Origin of the sequence: Prevotella sp. LCP21S3_D2 (assembly GCF_052118345.1) — a bacterium.
Lineage (GTDB): Bacteria > Bacteroidota > Bacteroidia > Bacteroidales > Bacteroidaceae > Prevotella.
In genome coordinates, this window is the sequence record NZ_JBQKHJ010000003.1 from 149,575 (window position 1) to 165,030 (window position 15,456).

Consider the following 15,456-nt stretch of genomic DNA (forward strand, 5'->3'; position numbering starts at 1 on the left):
AACGAAAATGATAGAACTACGAGATTACCAGAAAAAGGCGGTGCGTGAACTGAAACAGAAGATGATTGACATGCTCAATGATTCTGAAGACCGCCAAAAGTTGATATTCAAGGCTCCTACAGGAGCAGGAAAAACGGTGATGGTGAGTACCTTGCTGGATGAGCTGACTCGTGACCTACCTATGAATGGGCAGTGCCGATATTCTCGTGTAGCATGGGTTTGGATTGCTCCTAACAAGTTGCATCAGCAGAGTTATCGATCCATGCGCAATTTCTTTAGTGAACGAAGGTCGTTGCGTCCTGTTATGTTTGATGAGTGTGATCATGTGGATGGTCTGCATCCTGGCGATGTGCTCTTTTTAAACTGGGAGAGTATCAATAAGGATAATGCCGTCATGATTCGTGACAATGAGCAGAACCGCACGCTCTATGAACTGATACGGAAGACCAAGATAGAGCAGCATCTGCCAGTGGTGGTTATCATAGACGAGGAACACATGTTTGCCGGACGTAATGCCAAGAAAAGCGAGATGGTATTGCAAGCTATCCAGCCACACATAGAACTTCGGGTATCAGCAACACCAGTCACCCAAAGCTATCATGCGGTTCTTGTGAAACGCCAAGATGTAATCAATGAAGAGATGATTAAGAAGGGCATTGAACTGAATCCGAATGTAAAGAGCAGTAAGGAACAGTCGGAGCTTACGGTGAACCAGCGTCTCTTGAAGAAGGCTCTCGAAAAGCGAAAGGAACTGGCTGAGGCTTACAAGGAATATGGCATCAATCCGTTATTGCTCATTCAGTTGCCTAATGATAGCAGCGAGTCTATGTCGTCGAAGGACAAGACTATCGCCGAGGAGATGCAAGCCTACTTAGAACAGGTTTGCGACATCAGCGTGGCAAATGGCAGGTTGGCTGTATGGCTATCAAAGGATAAATCGCCCAATCTTCAGAATATCACTCAGCCTGATGATATTATGGAGGTGTTGCTGTTCAAGCAAGCCATAGCCTTGGGCTGGGATTGTCCTCGTGCATCCGTTCTTCTGATATTCAGAGAATTGCAGAGTATGACTTTTACCACTCAGACCGTGGGACGAATACTCCGAATGCCAGAGCAGCATTTTTATAAGAACGACATTCTGAACTACGGTTATGTTTATACCGACCTTTCGGCTGACATGATTAGCATTGTGGGAGATGACATGAACTATATCAGCACCCTCTACGCCAATCGCAAGAAAGACTTGCCGAACATCACGCTCCGTTCCTATTATACGGATAAGCATGGGGCAACAAGAAACCGCTTGGGCTCCCAGTTCCGCAGCATCTTCTATAAGACCATGGAACGGGAATGGGAACAAAACCCGTTGTTGCTTTTCTCTGCAGAAGATTTCTTTGAGGATGATGGTGAGGCTGAGAATGCGGACGAGGCGAAAAAAAAGGAGGCAGACATGGATGCCAAAATCAAGTTGAATCGCTACAATGCCAAGCGACATGGTGTGCAGACCGATGTATCAAGAATCTTGGTGGCTATCCCGAAGGACACCCCATTGACGGGTGATTCGGGCATCGTGGAGATAACAGACAAGGCAAGGCTGGCTCTGAACGCTTCAGAATTGCAGAATCTCTTTACGCTCTTCTGCCGTAAGAATGTGGGTGGGTTCTCCAAATTTGACAGTACGCCAGTCTTGCAAGGAGCCATCGAGAGTGCCTTGGAGGAATACCTGCAAGTCTTTTCGATGGATGTGCCTAAGGTGGTGCTCTATCATCAGAACCGTCCGCGCTTCGAGGAATTGATACGCAAGGCGTTGGTTACCTACGAGGCTACGCTGAAGAGAAATGCCAAGGAGGTATCGATGGAATATCAGCAGTCTGTATGGCAAGTGCCGGAGACTCGTCTCTATAATGCGGCAATGGTGAGAACTACGGAAGGCGAAATCTTCAACCATGCCTTGTATCCTTATTTTGAGCAGATTACGGCATCGAGACCTGAGCAAGAGTTTGCACGTTGGTTGGATGACAAGATGGAATATGTGGAGTGGTGGTACAAGAATGGAGACGAGGGAAAGCAGCATTTCGCCGTGCCTTATACGGATTCGGGGAGTAGAAAACGTTGTTTCTATGTGGATTTCATCGTCAGATTGAAGTCGGGTACCATCTGCCTCTTCGACACCAAAACCAAGGGCAGCGATGCGGATGCGCCAGAAAAGAACAATGCCCTCTTGGATTACATCTCCAGTTATCAAGCTACAGGCAAGAAGATTGTGGGTGGCGTGCTCATCAAAGACGAGGGTACGAGCAACTGGTATTATCCTGGAGGCATTATCGAGAACACAGACAATATAGATGGGTGGTCGGCATTGCATCTTGAAACCCTATAATATAATAAGGTAATCATATATAATAAGGTATGAAGAAAAGCTTGGACAGAACATTCCTGAACTATGGAATCAGGCAGGAAGACATGCAACTCATAGAGAGTGCATGCCAATCGGAGGGTATAGATGCGGAATGGCTCAAGGATTATATCCTCAAGCCTTTCCATGAAGAGCGTAATAACCAAAATGAGTCAAGTCTTGAGGAAAAGAAGGTGACGAAAATACTCAAGAAGGCTCTCAAAGAAATTAAGAAGTAATGAAACTGAAGCGTATCTACATAGAGAATTATAAGACCTACAGAAAGTTGGACTTAAACTTAGAGGTAACGAGCGACCGTCCCATCATCTTGATAGGTGGTGCCAATGGTTGTGGAAAAACTACGCTCTTCGATGCCATCTATTCTGCACTCTATGGATTGAAGATATCCAACAAACGACAGTTTGAGGAAATCTTCAATTCGGGGGTAAAGAACGAGAGCGGTATAGAAGGCAAGACCATCATGCTGGAGATTACTTTCTCTGGGATGGTTTTGGGGCAAGAAACGCCTTATCGGTTGCGTCGTGCCTATCGGTTTGTGGATGGCAGGATACAGGAGAGCAACGTGCTCAATATGAATGGTAACAGTTATCCTTACGGTTCTGGTTCAACGGCTATCAAACGCAGCACCAATGAAGCGATAGTCAACAAGATTATCTCTGCCAATCTGCCTGCTGAATTGAGCAACTATTTCCTCTTTGATGCTATGAAGACTTCCGACCTCGTGAAGGAAGAACAAATCAACAAGCTCATCATGAAGAACATCAATTCGGTGATGGGTTTCAATAAATACACTCAGTTGCAAAATGCAGCCTCGGCTTATCTTGATGAGAAGAAGGCAGAACGCTTGGAGAACGAAAACCTGCGTGCCGAATACTTGAAACTGACCAAACAGAAGGTGGAGATGGAAAGGGATGTGGCAAGTCTGATCGATGCCTATAATCAGGCATTGAACTATGCCAATGAACATAAGCAGCAGTATGAGCAACTGAAGGAGGGACGGAACTCGGATGATGTGATTCGTGACAAAATGCATCAGATAGAGGAGAACATCAACAGCTTCTATCAGAAGGAAAAGGACTATAGACAGGATGCTGAGGCTATCTCCAAAGATTTAGAGTGGAAAGTAATCATGCCAAAGGTTGCCAATAGCATCAGTACAGAGGTGGAACTTATTCTGAACGAGAAGGAGGTGGTGGCTTCTGCAAGGGGTAATATCCTCAATGACCAACAGATAGAAAAGGTTACCCAGGATGTAATACGATTGCTTAAGGAGAAATATCCGCAGGTAGGCGAGGTTTCTATTGCCGAGATTATTAAAGAAATCAAATGTGAGCAAGACAACAGCGATGATTATAATGACAAATATGGTTTTCTGAGTGATGCTGATGTCAATGTGTTGAGAAACCTGGTTCAGCAATCATATTCCAATCCTTATCTTTCGCTGGATGAGAGACGTGAAAGCTTAAACTTAGAGTTGGCGGATATTCCAAAGAAACAGGAACAATTGGAAGAATATAAACGCGCCTTGACAGGTCACGATTACAGCATCATCGAACTCTATGAAAAAAATGACAGGAAGATAGAGGAATTGAAGGCAAAAATCGTGGAACAGAAGAATGCTATCAAGGAAATGGAGAGGAAGATTTCTACTTACGATTATGATATGCCACAAGTTCCAGATCCTCAGTATGATATGTTATGCAAACTGCCTGGCTTCTTCAAGTCGCTTTCCTGTAAGTTACTCAAGTCGAAGAAGGCAAGTATCGAGCGTATGATGAAGGAGCAGTTGAACATCAACTTGGTGATTTATGCTGGTTACATCGGTAGGGTAGAGCTTTCGGCAGATGATTCGGAGGAAATCTCGTTCAAGATATTCCACAAGAATGGTAATGAAATTTATCTGAGTCAGCTGAATGCTGGTGCCAAGCAAACTGTGATGCAGGTGTTACTGAAAGTCCTGTATGAACTGGGTGATTACGACCCTCCTGTAATGATAGATACTGTAATGGGTGTTCTTGACAAGGAGAGTCGTGAAGTTATCATCAATCGTTATTTCCCGGATTTGGCTCATCAAACCATCCTGTTAAGTACTGATACGGAAATAACGACAGAGACTGATTTCAAGAAGATAGTGGCTTATGTGGCAAGAACCTATACTTTGCATAGAGACCAGGAAAGGCAGTGTACTACTGTCAGCGATGATTACTTTGGATTACAAACTTACGAATTCTAGTAGAAATGAATGTACAAGATATAAAACTTGAGGGAATGAGAATTCTGGAAGAAACTCATGATTTGCTTGAAGAAGTGAAATATGCTATCGAGCAGAAACTGAACCTTTCGGATTACTCAGATATGGTTCGCCCTGTAGTATTGAACTTTACTACGGTTATGCGAATCTGTCTTCTTGTTGGATTGAGCGATAAGACACCAAGAAGTAAGTCAAAGGTAGAGAAATTGCAAACCTCTGCAGGTATGCAGCCATTGGGTGGTTCTTTCTTTACCAAGTCAAATATAAAGGAGGTCTTCGTGGCTCTTATCAAGATGCGTTATAGTGATATTGATGCCGACTGGCAGAATTCTACTTTTCTGAGCAAGGTGCTTTTTAGCGAAATGATGAGGGGTAAGAGTATCTTGATGGAAGAAGGTGGTATTGATGAATGGCTGCACTTCTCTCCGTTGAGAGGTGGAAAGTCGTTGATGGATATTCCTGAGTTGAATCTTTATATCGGTCAGTATGAGGATGGAATGGATGCGGCTTTAGACATCAACAGTACTGCTATTTCAAATACACAGATATTGATAGCAGGAACTACTGGTTCGGGTAAGTCAAACTTATTAGCTGTCCTCATCAATCAAATCAGAATGGCATCGGCTGATACCTACTATCCTGTCAACTTTCTCTTGTTCGATTACAAGGGGGAGTTCTCTGATCCTGCCCATGCCGATTGGCTGTCGAAGTTTGAGACCGATTCCTCTGCCATCTTGAATCCGATGGAGAAACCTTTGCCGTTTACTCCGTTCAAGGACTTTACTGGCAGACCTGTCAATGAAATCCACCTGTATTCCACGACCTTGGCAAATGCCATCTGTGCTATATCTTCCGCTAAGATTGGTGCTTTGATGGATAACAGACTGAGCGAAGCTATCATCAAAGCCTACAAGGCGAAGAACCAGAAACCAATCACCTTTCAGGAAGTTTTTGATCATTATACGATGTTGATGCCCGAGAAGAAACAGGGTGATATGGATAGTGTAAAATCAGTCTTAAACCAGTTGATTCTGAATAATATTTTTGCAGAGGAAGACAAGGTAGATTTGGTGAAAGGTTGTTATATTATCAACTTAGGAAAGTTTGACAAGGAAGGTATCATGGCAAAGGCTATCGTATATTTCGTGACATCGAAGTTGAACAATATCTATGAGCAATTGCCTCCACAGGCAAAGAATGAGGATAGGGTGGAGCTGCGCCATTTCACCATAATCGATGAGGCTCACTATATGCTTGGTTTCGAGAACAAGCCTTTGCAGAACTTGATAGCTGTGGGTAGAAACAAGGGCATGAGCATCATCCTTGCTACACAGAATATGGATTCGTTTAAGAAAGCCTCTTTTGATTTCTATGCCAATGCCCAATATCCTCTCATTATGAAGCAACAGCAACAGAATGATGGAGTGTTGAAGGATTTGTTTGGTGTGAGTGGCATGGCTCTCCAGGAGCTGAAGCAAACTATTGCTGGCTTGCAGAAGGGAGAACTGATAACCAAGGATACCCAGGCTATGACCCTTGGTATCGGCAAACATTGGAAGAAAATTAAGGTTACTCATCTTATTTGATAATGGATAAAGATATAGACTATTATCTGGGTGTTTTTGAAAAGATGAAAAGAGCGCTTATGCGGGGCGTAAAAGCTCCGCATAAGCCCCTTTTGCTCTTGGCTATTTTAAATCTTTGCCAGCGAGGTACCATAAAAGATAATCATATCGTTCTTTCAAGTGAGTTGGTTGGGGAGTTTAAAAGGTTATGGAGATTGTATATTGGTGAACAGAATACAGGTGGTAGTATTTTTGTTGCAGAGGGATTGGCTATGGATATTCCTCATAGTTATCCTTTTAAATGTAGCATAGAGAATCCCTATTATCATTTGCAGCATGAATCCTTTTGGCGATTGGTAAAAAATGAGAACGGCAAAGAAAGGAAGTTTTATTCTAGCTTAAAGTCTTTGCGCGATGGTTTTGCTTATGCAGAAATAGACCAGGAATTATATGATTTAATGGTTAATAGAGAGTCTGCTGTAATACTGGAGTGTAAGCTTCGGAAACTCGTATAAACTAATCCCGAAGTATTTATGAATGCTTGCTAGGAGTAAAAATATTATACGAAGCTTTTGCCCTTGCAGGGCACATGTCTTCTAGAACATAAGTTGATGCAATTCTTTTTTCAAAAAATAGAATTGCATCATTCTGTAAGAAATCATTTAAGTCAGAGTCCCCACAGTCGAATGTATTTACTTGGTGTTCCAAGGAAAGATGTTCTATTTTCATCCTCGAAGTGCATTATAGGTTAAATTCCATTCTTTGTCAAGAACAGCGATTTCAGCTTGTAGCTTTTCTCTATTAGCTTTGCGCTGTTCAGGAGTTAAACTCTCTACCCGCTTCATTTCTTCAACAAAGCGTTCTGCGTCTTTGCCATATAATATTGGCGTTTCTCTAATTGGTCTTGCCATAATTTTATCCTCCTATTAATTATATTGTTATTTATGTCGCTGCAAAAATAGTGCAAGGAATACGGGAGAAAAGTTACGGAAAAAGCTTATTCAGTTTATTCTTGCAGTTCTTTCTAAAATCTTCTATACTGATAGAACGCTTCCAATCTTCTAGCCACGGGTCTTGTGCCGTTAGTTCTTTTTCAAAGTCATCTGCATTTGACCATGTTCGTTCTTCATTTAGTTTATTGAAAAACTCTTCTTCATTATAGCTAACACCTGTCCTTTCATACTCCGCTTCAATGGCTTCAATCCTAGCCACGGCTTCTTCTTCATTAGCCGGATGCCAGCCAATAGGAGTCGGCTGCTCTTCTTGTAATGGATATCTTTTCTCCTTCATAAGCTCTTTCCTTTATAGTTTTTTTTTTGAATTGTCTGATCTGATATCTAGGGCTTCTTCTCATATCCCATAAGTCTACGAAAATGACGAGGTCGTTGGCTTCATCATCGCGATAGATAATTTATATGAGCCATAATCCTTCTGCCTTTAATTCTTCTATAAATTCTTCAAAATCTGTAGCCTCACCTGTCCTTTCATATTCCTCTTCAATAGCTTCAATCCTAGCCACGGCTTCTTCTTCATTGGCCGGATGCCAGCCAACTGGAATCGGGTGCTCTTCTGGCAATGTATATCTTTTCATCTTCATAAGCTTTTTCCTTTATAGTTTTCTTTTGAATTGTCTGATCAGATATCTGGGGCTTCTTCTCATATCCCATAAATCTACGAAAATGACGAGGTCGTTGGCTTCGTCGTAACGATAGATAATCTTCCAATTCTCCTTGATAATCGCACTATGATAAGGGCGGTGGAATCGCTTAAGCAATGGCTCTCTGGGTGAAGAAAGAGGATGAAGCATCAGGCGATGCTTGATGTCTTTATATTCTTTATGGAATCGCTTTACTGTGGTTTTGCCGAATTCAACTAATCCATAGTCGATAACAGTCTTTAATTCCTTTTTGAAATAAAGTGTTAATCTTATGCTAGCCATGGATATTGTGCAATTAGTTCTCTTTCAAAATCTTCAGCATCAATATATTGCCCATTCTCATACTCCGCCTCAATAGCTTCAATCCTAGCCACGGCTTCTTCTTCATTAGCCGGATGCCAGCCAACAGGAATCTTATTCCAGTCAATATCTTCTTCTGCACATTCATCCTCGGGAAGTGCTATGGCGGCATTTCCGTGATAGGCTGGTGCTGGCTCTGCTGCGAAAGCTGCATCTTTCTGTTCTTCTGGCAATTTATATCTTTTCTCTTTCATAAGCTTGCGTATTTTATCTGCTGCAAAAATACGATTATTATCTGAATCATGCAAGAAAAATGGGAGAAAAGTTTTTAAAGTATCTTATAATCATGGTTTTTGCTCTTTATTGGGCTTGGGGTGTTTCTAAAAAAAAGTCACAATATCCGGCAGATGGTGCTGAGTATTGTGACTTTACTTTTTTGTTATACAAATCTTTTCTATTCGATGTTTTCTTTTATCGACTTCAATACATAGTCGAGAATCTCATCGGTGTGGCAGAGGGAGATGAAATTGCCCTCAAACTGCGATGGACTTACGTAGATGCCCATAGGCACGCAGTTTGACTTCAACTGACCCGCCTGAATCTCGCCCGCCTTGAACTTTCAATACTTTGAAGGAATTGAGGTGAATCTTAGTGGTGCTTCAAATCGCAGGCTGCCTGCTCGTAATCGATGAGATGATCAATGGTAGGGTGGTCGCCGCAGATTTCGCAGGATGCACGCTTCTTTACCTTGATGGTGCGGAAGTTCATCGTCTTGGCATCGAAGGTGAGCAATCTGTCGGTGAGCAGTTCGCCTACACCGAGGAAGTACTTCAAAGCCTCGGCAGCCTGGATGGTTCCGAGCATACCGGCGATGGCACCAAGGACTCCTGCCTGGCTAGAGGTAGGAACAGTGCCTGCTGGAGGTGGTTCCTTGAAGAAGCAACGGTAACATGCCGTGCCTGGCAGGTGGGTAAAGGTCTGGCCCTGGAATCTCAGGATGCCGCCATGCGAGAATGCCTTGCCCAAGCGCACACAGGCATCATTGATGAGGAACTTCGCAGGGAAGTTGTCTGTGGCATCGATGATGAAATCCCATGGCTTGATGATTTCCTCGGCATTGTCTGAGGCGAGGAAAGTATGATATGTTGTTACCTCCACATCAGGATTGATGGCAATCATCTTCTCCTTGGCGCTTTTCACCTTAGGGGTGTTCAAGTCCTTGGTCTGGTGGATTACCTGGCGTTGCAGGTTGCTGAGGTCAACCACATCGGCATCCACGATACCGATATGTCCCACGCCTGCCGCAGCAAGGTAGAGGGCTACCGGAGAGCCCAAGCCACCGGCACCAATGATGAGTACCTTGGCGTTGAGGAGCTTTTCCTGTCCCTCGAGGCCTACATCCTGAAGGAGGATGTGGCGGCTGTATCTTTTTATCTGTTCTTCTGTTAAATCTATCATTTTATTGTACTTTATGTCTTTTTTCTTTAGTAAAAAAAATACTTTGTATAGCAGTTTATGCTCATACAGCAGTATAGAAAAAGGTCGCAAACAATTAACAGCTTGCGACCTTTGATATTCTTTATAAATTCCCGAATCATCAATTCCCGAATCAGGAAGTATAATTCTCGAATTCTTGATTTACTCGATAACCACGAGAGCATCCTCTTCGAGTACAGCCTGACCAGGCTTTACGCAGATAGCTGTAACCTTGCCATCCTTCTCAGCCTCGATGTTGTTCTGCATCTTCATAGCCTCGAGAACGACGACTGTATCGCCAGCCTTTACTTCCTGACCAACAGCCACCTCGATGCTGGTGATAGTACCAGGGAGAGGAGCCTTTACAGCGTTGGCTGTATTTACGTTGGCAGCTGGAGTAGCCTCAGCATCATCAGATGCAGCAGCAGGCTGACCGAGCACTACCTTCTTCTTCTCTGGTTCAGCTTCCTGTTCCATCTCAACCTTGTAAGCTTCGCCATTTACGTTCACGCTTGCGATGTTACCCTCAACAGCGTCAATCTGAACCTTGTATTCTTTTCCGTCAATTGTATATTTAAACTCTTTCATTTCTTTATCTTTATGGTTTGGCTGTTAAACTCAAGAACTTGGCGTTCCACATCGTCTGACGTGGCTTGATCGTAATGATGCCAGGCTCCTTGTCGTGTACGTTATTGCCCTGGTACTCATAGAGTGCCATGGCAATCGCAGCATAAATATTCTTATCCATTCGTTTTTACTTTAATTTTGAGTGTTGATTGTTGAGTGTTGAATTAGGCTTGCGCCCTTCTGTTATGTTGAGTCTGTATATAACTCAACATTCTACACTCAACATTCAACATTTCTATATTACATTGGCATGCAGCCATGCTTCTTAGCTGGCAAGCTCTGGCGCTTGGTTGCGAGCTGAGCCAAACCACGGCAGATGCGGAAACGGGTATTGCGTGGCTCGATGACATCATCGATGTAGCCATACTGAGCAGCCTGATATGGATTAGCGAACTTGTCGGTGTATTCCTGCTCCTTCTCAGCCAGGAATGCCTTTACATCCTCGCCAGCTTCCTTCTTTGCCTTGGCTTCCTTACCGCAGAGAACGGCAACGGCACCGCTGGCACCCATTACGGCAATCTCTGAAGATGGCCAAGCGAAGTTCAAGTCAGCACGCAACTGCTTGCAACCCATTACGATATGGCTACCACCATAGCTCTTACGCAATGTGATAGTGATCTTTGGCACGGTAGCCTCGCCGTAAGCGTAGAGCAACTGTGCACCGTGGAGGATGACAGCGTTGTACTCCTGACCTGTACCTGGCAAGAATCCTGGTACGTCAACGAGAGATACGATAGGAATGTTGAATGCATCGCAGAAACGAACGAAGCGGGCTGCCTTGCGGCTAGCGTTAACATCGAGTACACCAGCGTAAGCTGAAGGCTGGTTGGCTACGATACCCACGCTCTGACCATTGAAGCGGGCGAAACCAGTGATGATGTTCTTGGCGAACTTAGGCTGAATCTCGAAGAACTCTCCGTTATCAGTTACAGCGCCAATCACCTTATACATATCGTATGCCTGGTTTGGATCGTCTGGGATAATCTCGTTCAGAGTATCGTCCATACGGTCGATTGGGTCTGTGCACTCAACGCGTGGAGCCTCTTCTGTATTGTTGCTAGGGATGAAAGAGAGCAGGCTCTTGATCATCTCGATAGCCTCTTCCTCAGTCTTTGCAGCGAAGTGGGTTACACCACTCTTGGTTGCATGTACAGATGCACCACCGAGGTGCTCTGCATCGATGTCCTCACCAGTTACGGTCTTTACAACCTTAGGACCAGTCAGGAACATGTAAGAAGTCTGCTCCTTCATGATGATGAAGTCGGTCAAGGCTGGAGAGTAAACGGCACCACCGGCGCAAGGGCCCATGATGGCAGAAATCTGTGGGATGACACCAGAAGCGAGGATGTTGCGCTCGAAGATCTCACCGTAACCAGCGAGGGCGCAGATACCTTCCTGAATACGGGCACCACCTGAATCGTTCATGCAGATAACAGGTGCTCCCATAGTCATAGCCATATCCATTACCTTGCAGATCTTCTGTGCCATAGTCTCAGAGAGTGAACCACCATTTACGGTGAAGTCCTGAGCATATACGTAAACCAGACGGCCGGCTATAGTAGCGCTACCGGCTACCACACCATCACCGAGGTACTGCTTCTTCTCCATGCCGAAGTTAGTGCAACGATGCAACTTGAACATATCGTACTCCTCGAAACTGCCGGCATCTACCAACATTTCGATACGCTCGCGAGCGGTATATTTGCCACGTGCATGCTGCTTCTCGATGGCCTTCTCGCCACCGCCAAGACGAGCCTGTTCGCGCTTAGCGATCAGCTCCTTAATCTTTTCTACTTGTTTGCTCATAATTGATTATTATGTATTATTTCTTTATTCTTTATAGAATGTATTTCTGAATAGATGGGGTGGGGAACGGGCCGTCACCACATAATTCGGCCGCAAAGATACGAAAAAAACCGCAGATAGCGAACTATCTACGGTTAAATATTTAGAATATTGTGAAAAATCTCCACTTTTGGGTTCTAAAATTCCAAGAGAACACGGGCATTGAGCTGGCGGCCTGTCAGATAATTAGGCACAGCATACTGTTGGTTGGTTACATCCGTTACCCAGTAGTAGCTGTTCACGTTGTCGATGCCGAAGAGGTTGAGGCAGTCTACGCCCAGCGTTACGTTCTTCAGGAAGGTCTTCTTCTCGTGACGGCTGTTGTCGAGCAGCTGATAGCTCATGCCGATGTCGGCACGGCGATAGGCGGTGGCACGAAAACTGTTGGTCTCCAACTCCTTGTGAGGGGCTGCGAAAGGCAAACCGTCGGCAAAGGCAAGCTTCAGCGACATGCGCCATTTCCTGCTGCCAGGGAAGTAGTCGGTGAAGAAGAGGTTCACCGCATAGCGCTGGTCGGTAGGCAGAGGGATGCTCTTGCCGTTGAGCTTCATCTTCGTATCCATCAGCGAGAGGCTGAGCCAGGAATCCGTACCCGGTACAAACTCGCCATAGAGCTTGAAATCAAGTCCGGCTGCATGACCGCTGCACTCGTTCTGACCGTAATATACTACCTTCACGTTACTGACGGAATAAGGTACGATGTTGCTCAATGCCTTGTAGTAAGCCTCGGCTGAGAACTTGAACCGCTGGTCGTTCATGCGGAAACGGTAGTCGTAACCGGCGATGAAATGGATGCTTCGCTGGCTCTTGATCTTCTCGTTGAGCGATGCTACGGTCACTCCGTTGACGGTTGTCGTATCTCTCAGCTCCTTGAAGAAAGGTGCCTGATAGTATAGTCCGGCTGCCAGGCGGAGCGTGGTGTTCTCGTGGTTTGCCGGAATGATGGCGAGAGAGATACGTGGACTCAGGATCGTCTCGCGGTTAAAGTTCCAGTGACTCATGCGCACACCATAGTTCAGCGTGTAATGCGTCTGTCCGTTTCCGGTGCTGTCGGCAATACCGCTTGAGAATCGGTAGGTGTCTTGTATGTAGGTCTCCATACGGTTGGCATTCAGCTCGTTACGGGCTTTCATGGAATAAATCATATAGAGGTCCTTTCCGGTGTGGGGAACGCTGTATCCGGCAGAATCGCGCATCTCGTATTCGATGGAATTCTCTTCGATATGTTCCCTTTTCAGGGTAACAGCCGCCTCCACGTTGTGCTTCTGTACCTTGTGGCGCAGCATCAGCTTGGCACTCATCACGCGGGCAGAGAGGTAGTTGCGGGCATGCTCGAAATAGGTTCCCACGCCCAGGTTCTCTGATGTCTCTGTCTGGTCGAGCCAGTACTGTCCCTGAATGTCGTATTTCTCCTGTTCCTTGGTGTAGAAGGCACTTCCCAGGAGCGAGAGACTGGTGTTCCGGGTGATGTTCCGGGTGATGCCGAGGGTTCCGAAATAGGTGAGGAAGCGGTCTTTCTCATGTCCGTCGAAATATACTCTGAAACTCTTCACGTTCTCCATCGTTCCGAACGATGTCTCGCGGTCGGACGGTTCGAAGTTGTAATGATTGTCAGAGATATATCCTATGAAGTCTATCTTCCATCGCTTGTTGGGCTGATAGCTCAGATAGGTCTGATAGTCAAGATAATTCGGCTTGTATTCTCCCTTTGTCTCCAGCGAACCGAGGAGGTAGGAGGTGGTCTTGTATCTCACGCTGTTGAGCCATGACAGCTTCCGGGTTCCTATTCCGATATAGGCATCGGTACCCAGCAGGCTGGCTGCTAAGCTTCCTTCCACCACAGGCTTCTTGCCCTTGGCTTTCAGCGTCTTGTAGGTGATGTCGAGTGCAGAACTCATCTTGTCGCCGTATTTCGCTCCGTAGCCTCCGGTAGAGAAGCCAATCTGGTCTACCATGTAAGGATTGATGACGGAAAGGCCTTCCTGCTGACCGCTTCGGACGAGGAACGGACGGTATACTTCCACATTATTTATATATACGGAGTTCTCGTCGAAGGCACCGCCACGCACGTTGTACTGCGAGGAAAGTTCGCTGTGGGTGCTGACGCCAGCCTGCTGCTGGATGATGCCTTCCACGCCGTTGCCGTTGGCAGAAGGAGCCATCTTGATGTCCTTGATCTTGATTTCCTGCGTCTGGTCAGACTGTATCTTCTCGCCTGTCACGTTCACGTCGCCTAGCATCGTGGCATCGGTATGTAGCACCACCTGGAGGGTCTGCTTTCCTCTAGGCTTTCTCAGGACGCGCACCTTGGTCTTGTAGCCGATCATCGAGAATTTGACGGCTACGCTGTCGGCAGAATGCAGATTCATACTGAATTCACCCTTGAGCGAAGTGAAAGCCACCTTTCCCTGACTTACGACGGAAACCGTGGCAAGTTCTACGGGGTTGTTGTCATCATCGGTGACTCTACCCTGCAGCGTGAATTCCTGTGCCATCATCTTCAGGGTGGCAATCAGGCATATTATAATGATAAAAAATTTCTGTTTCATGTAGTATTTAACGAAGAAAGTTGATTTTTATTATAAAAGAGCTAATCTTTGGTATTTCTATATCGCATTTTTTTAGAACTTTTGCAGCCAAAATATAGCAAATACAAAATTAAAAGAGAGATTAATAGAAAATGAAGAAACAGACTCAGGCCATTCATGTGGCATACGAACGCAGAGACGCTTATGATTCGCTGAGCGTTCCGGTATATAATACGCAGGCTTACGAATTTGACAACGCAGCCATCATGTCGGATGCCTTTACTGACAAGATCAAGGCTCCGGACTATTCGCATGTGGAGAATCCTACGGTTACCAACCTGGAACGCCGCATCGAGGCACTGACCGGGGCACAGCATGTTACAGCCTTCAATTCGGGTATGGCTGCTATCCTCCTATTGCTACAGTTGCTGCCTTCCGGAAAGGGGAGGAGTGGCGCAGGCAGATGCTGGCGTATATCGAAGATAATATCCGCTTCGTAGAGGACTTCTGCAAGGCGAATCTTCCGGCCATCCGTCCGCTCCGTCCGCAGGCTTCGTTCCTGATATGGCTGAATTGCCGGGATTTGAATCTCTCTCATGACCAGCTTCAGGATCTGTTCATCGACAAGGCTCATCTTGCCTTGAACGACGGTGAGATGTTTGGTCCCGGTGGCGAAGGCTTCATGCGACTGAATGTGGCAGAGCCTAGAAGCGTGCTGGAGCAGGCGCTTCTGCAGCTGGAAGAAGCTGTGAGGGGATTAGGTTAACTCTTTAAAGTTTAAGGAAATATGA

At 45.5% G+C, this 15,456-nt stretch carries 16 protein-coding genes and 2 pseudogenes; 7 read left to right on the forward strand and 11 right to left on the reverse strand.

Annotated features, from left to right (window positions below; all coding sequences use genetic code 11):
- The first annotated feature begins 7 nt into the window (after positions 1 to 7).
- Genes ACTQ16_RS03930 through ACTQ16_RS03950 form a run of 5 tightly spaced genes read left to right on the forward strand, consistent with a single transcriptional unit; the run spans position 8 to position 6,747 of the window.
- Positions 8 to 2,380, forward strand: a complete 2,373-nt coding sequence (locus ACTQ16_RS03930) for a DEAD/DEAH box helicase (protein WP_441936191.1) — start codon at positions 8 to 10, stop codon at positions 2,378 to 2,380.
- A 29-nt stretch (positions 2,381 to 2,409) separates the two neighbouring features.
- A complete protein-coding gene (locus ACTQ16_RS03935; RefSeq protein ID WP_119249270.1) occupies positions 2,410 to 2,634 on the forward strand; it encodes a hypothetical protein in 225 nt (74 codons plus the stop codon).
- Complete coding sequence (locus ACTQ16_RS03940) at positions 2,634 to 4,649, forward strand: AAA family ATPase (RefSeq protein WP_441936193.1); 2,016 nt, start codon at positions 2,634 to 2,636, stop codon at positions 4,647 to 4,649. The genes ACTQ16_RS03935 and ACTQ16_RS03940 overlap by 1 nt, the downstream gene beginning before the upstream one ends.
- 5 nt (positions 4,650 to 4,654) lie before the next feature.
- Positions 4,655 to 6,253, forward strand: a complete 1,599-nt coding sequence (locus ACTQ16_RS03945) for an ATP-binding protein (RefSeq protein ID WP_441936195.1) — start codon at positions 4,655 to 4,657, stop codon at positions 6,251 to 6,253.
- Between the two features lie 2 nt (positions 6,254 to 6,255).
- Positions 6,256 to 6,747, forward strand: coding sequence for a hypothetical protein (locus ACTQ16_RS03950; protein WP_441932425.1), 492 nt, complete (start codon positions 6,256 to 6,258; stop codon positions 6,745 to 6,747).
- A gap of 210 nt (positions 6,748 to 6,957) precedes the next feature.
- Here the strand turns inward: ACTQ16_RS03950 and ACTQ16_RS03955 are convergent, their stop codons facing one another.
- The 11 genes from ACTQ16_RS03955 to ACTQ16_RS04005 form a co-directional block, all read right to left on the reverse strand.
- Positions 6,958 to 7,143, reverse strand: a complete 186-nt coding sequence (locus ACTQ16_RS03955) for a hypothetical protein (protein WP_235390153.1) — start codon at positions 7,141 to 7,143, stop codon at positions 6,958 to 6,960.
- 73 nt (positions 7,144 to 7,216) lie between these two features.
- Positions 7,217 to 7,522, reverse strand: coding sequence for a hypothetical protein (locus ACTQ16_RS03960; protein ID WP_441936197.1), 306 nt, complete (start codon positions 7,520 to 7,522; stop codon positions 7,217 to 7,219).
- 121 nt (positions 7,523 to 7,643) lie between these two features.
- Positions 7,644 to 7,829 carry a hypothetical protein gene (locus ACTQ16_RS03965; protein ID WP_441936199.1) on the reverse strand — a complete coding sequence of 62 codons (186 nt, stop codon included), beginning with the start codon at positions 7,827 to 7,829 and terminating at the stop codon, positions 7,644 to 7,646.
- 12 nt (positions 7,830 to 7,841) lie between these two features.
- Positions 7,842 to 8,171 carry a type II toxin-antitoxin system RelE/ParE family toxin gene (locus ACTQ16_RS03970; protein WP_118151897.1) on the reverse strand — a complete coding sequence of 110 codons (330 nt, stop codon included), beginning with the start codon at positions 8,169 to 8,171 and terminating at the stop codon, positions 7,842 to 7,844.
- Complete coding sequence (locus ACTQ16_RS03975; RefSeq protein WP_441936201.1) at positions 8,159 to 8,443, reverse strand: hypothetical protein; 285 nt, start codon at positions 8,441 to 8,443, stop codon at positions 8,159 to 8,161. Before ACTQ16_RS03975 ends, ACTQ16_RS03970 begins: the two co-directional genes overlap by 13 nt.
- A 200-nt stretch (positions 8,444 to 8,643) precedes the next feature.
- Positions 8,644 to 8,775 carry a hypothetical protein gene (locus ACTQ16_RS03980; protein ID WP_441210076.1) on the reverse strand — a complete coding sequence of 44 codons (132 nt, stop codon included), beginning with the start codon at positions 8,773 to 8,775 and terminating at the stop codon, positions 8,644 to 8,646.
- 62 nt (positions 8,776 to 8,837) lie between these two features.
- On the reverse strand, positions 8,838 to 9,647 hold the full coding sequence (locus ACTQ16_RS03985) for a HesA/MoeB/ThiF family protein (RefSeq protein WP_296971262.1): 810 nt from the start codon (positions 9,645 to 9,647) through the stop codon (positions 8,838 to 8,840).
- 180 nt (positions 9,648 to 9,827) lie between these two features.
- A complete protein-coding gene (locus ACTQ16_RS03990) occupies positions 9,828 to 10,253 on the reverse strand; it encodes a biotin/lipoyl-containing protein (protein WP_022120280.1) in 426 nt (141 codons plus the stop codon).
- Between the two features lie 10 nt (positions 10,254 to 10,263).
- Positions 10,264 to 10,413 (reverse strand): hypothetical protein, encoded by a 150-nt coding sequence (locus ACTQ16_RS03995; RefSeq protein ID WP_176425588.1) that lies wholly within the window; start codon positions 10,411 to 10,413, stop codon positions 10,264 to 10,266.
- A gap of 119 nt (positions 10,414 to 10,532) precedes the next feature.
- Complete coding sequence (locus tag ACTQ16_RS04000; RefSeq protein ID WP_441936202.1) at positions 10,533 to 12,098, reverse strand: acyl-CoA carboxylase subunit beta; 1,566 nt, start codon at positions 12,096 to 12,098, stop codon at positions 10,533 to 10,535.
- Between the two features lie 176 nt (positions 12,099 to 12,274).
- Positions 12,275 to 14,686, reverse strand: a complete 2,412-nt coding sequence (locus tag ACTQ16_RS04005) for a TonB-dependent receptor (RefSeq protein ID WP_441936204.1) — start codon at positions 14,684 to 14,686, stop codon at positions 12,275 to 12,277.
- Between the two features lie 131 nt (positions 14,687 to 14,817).
- On the opposite strand from ACTQ16_RS04005, the pseudogene ACTQ16_RS04010 reads away from it, so the two are divergent.
- Together ACTQ16_RS04010 and ACTQ16_RS04015 are read left to right on the forward strand one after the other, a co-directional pair.
- Positions 14,818 to 15,108: pseudogene (locus tag ACTQ16_RS04010) on the forward strand (PLP-dependent transferase); the annotation flags it as partial.
- A pseudogene (locus tag ACTQ16_RS04015) lies at positions 15,072 to 15,431 on the forward strand (cystathionine beta-lyase); the annotation flags it as partial. The pseudogenes ACTQ16_RS04010 and ACTQ16_RS04015, both read left to right, overlap by 37 nt.
- Positions 15,432 to 15,456 lie beyond the last annotated feature (25 nt).

Bases quoted from the DNA above. Each gene is read 5' to 3' on its own strand.
- ACTQ16_RS03970 (WP_118151897.1), bottom strand. From the start codon at position 8,171: ATGGCTAGCATAAGATTAACACTTTATTTCAAAAAGGAATTAAAGACT.
- ACTQ16_RS03945 (WP_441936195.1), top strand. From the start codon at position 4,655: ATGAATGTACAAGATATAAAACTTGAGGGAATGAGAATTCTGGAAGAA.
- ACTQ16_RS03985 (WP_296971262.1), bottom strand. From the start codon at position 9,647: ATGATAGATTTAACAGAAGAACAGATAAAAAGATACAGCCGCCACATC.
- ACTQ16_RS04000 (WP_441936202.1), bottom strand. From the start codon at position 12,098: ATGAGCAAACAAGTAGAAAAGATTAAGGAGCTGATCGCTAAGCGCGAA.
- ACTQ16_RS04005 (WP_441936204.1), bottom strand. From the start codon at position 14,686: ATGAAACAGAAATTTTTTATCATTATAATATGCCTGATTGCCACCCTG.
- ACTQ16_RS03950 (WP_441932425.1), top strand. From the start codon at position 6,256: ATGGATAAAGATATAGACTATTATCTGGGTGTTTTTGAAAAGATGAAA.
- ACTQ16_RS03965 (WP_441936199.1), bottom strand. From the start codon at position 7,829: ATGAAGATGAAAAGATATACATTGCCAGAAGAGCACCCGATTCCAGTT.
- ACTQ16_RS03930 (WP_441936191.1), top strand. From the start codon at position 8: ATGATAGAACTACGAGATTACCAGAAAAAGGCGGTGCGTGAACTGAAA.
- ACTQ16_RS03955 (WP_235390153.1), bottom strand. From the start codon at position 7,143: ATGGCAAGACCAATTAGAGAAACGCCAATATTATATGGCAAAGACGCA.
- ACTQ16_RS03995 (WP_176425588.1), bottom strand. From the start codon at position 10,413: ATGGATAAGAATATTTATGCTGCGATTGCCATGGCACTCTATGAGTAC.
- ACTQ16_RS03960 (WP_441936197.1), bottom strand. From the start codon at position 7,522: ATGAAGGAGAAAAGATATCCATTACAAGAAGAGCAGCCGACTCCTATT.
- ACTQ16_RS03990 (WP_022120280.1), bottom strand. From the start codon at position 10,253: ATGAAAGAGTTTAAATATACAATTGACGGAAAAGAATACAAGGTTCAG.
- ACTQ16_RS03935 (WP_119249270.1), top strand. From the start codon at position 2,410: ATGAAGAAAAGCTTGGACAGAACATTCCTGAACTATGGAATCAGGCAG.
- ACTQ16_RS03975 (WP_441936201.1), bottom strand. From the start codon at position 8,443: ATGAAAGAGAAAAGATATAAATTGCCAGAAGAACAGAAAGATGCAGCT.
- ACTQ16_RS03940 (WP_441936193.1), top strand. From the start codon at position 2,634: ATGAAACTGAAGCGTATCTACATAGAGAATTATAAGACCTACAGAAAG.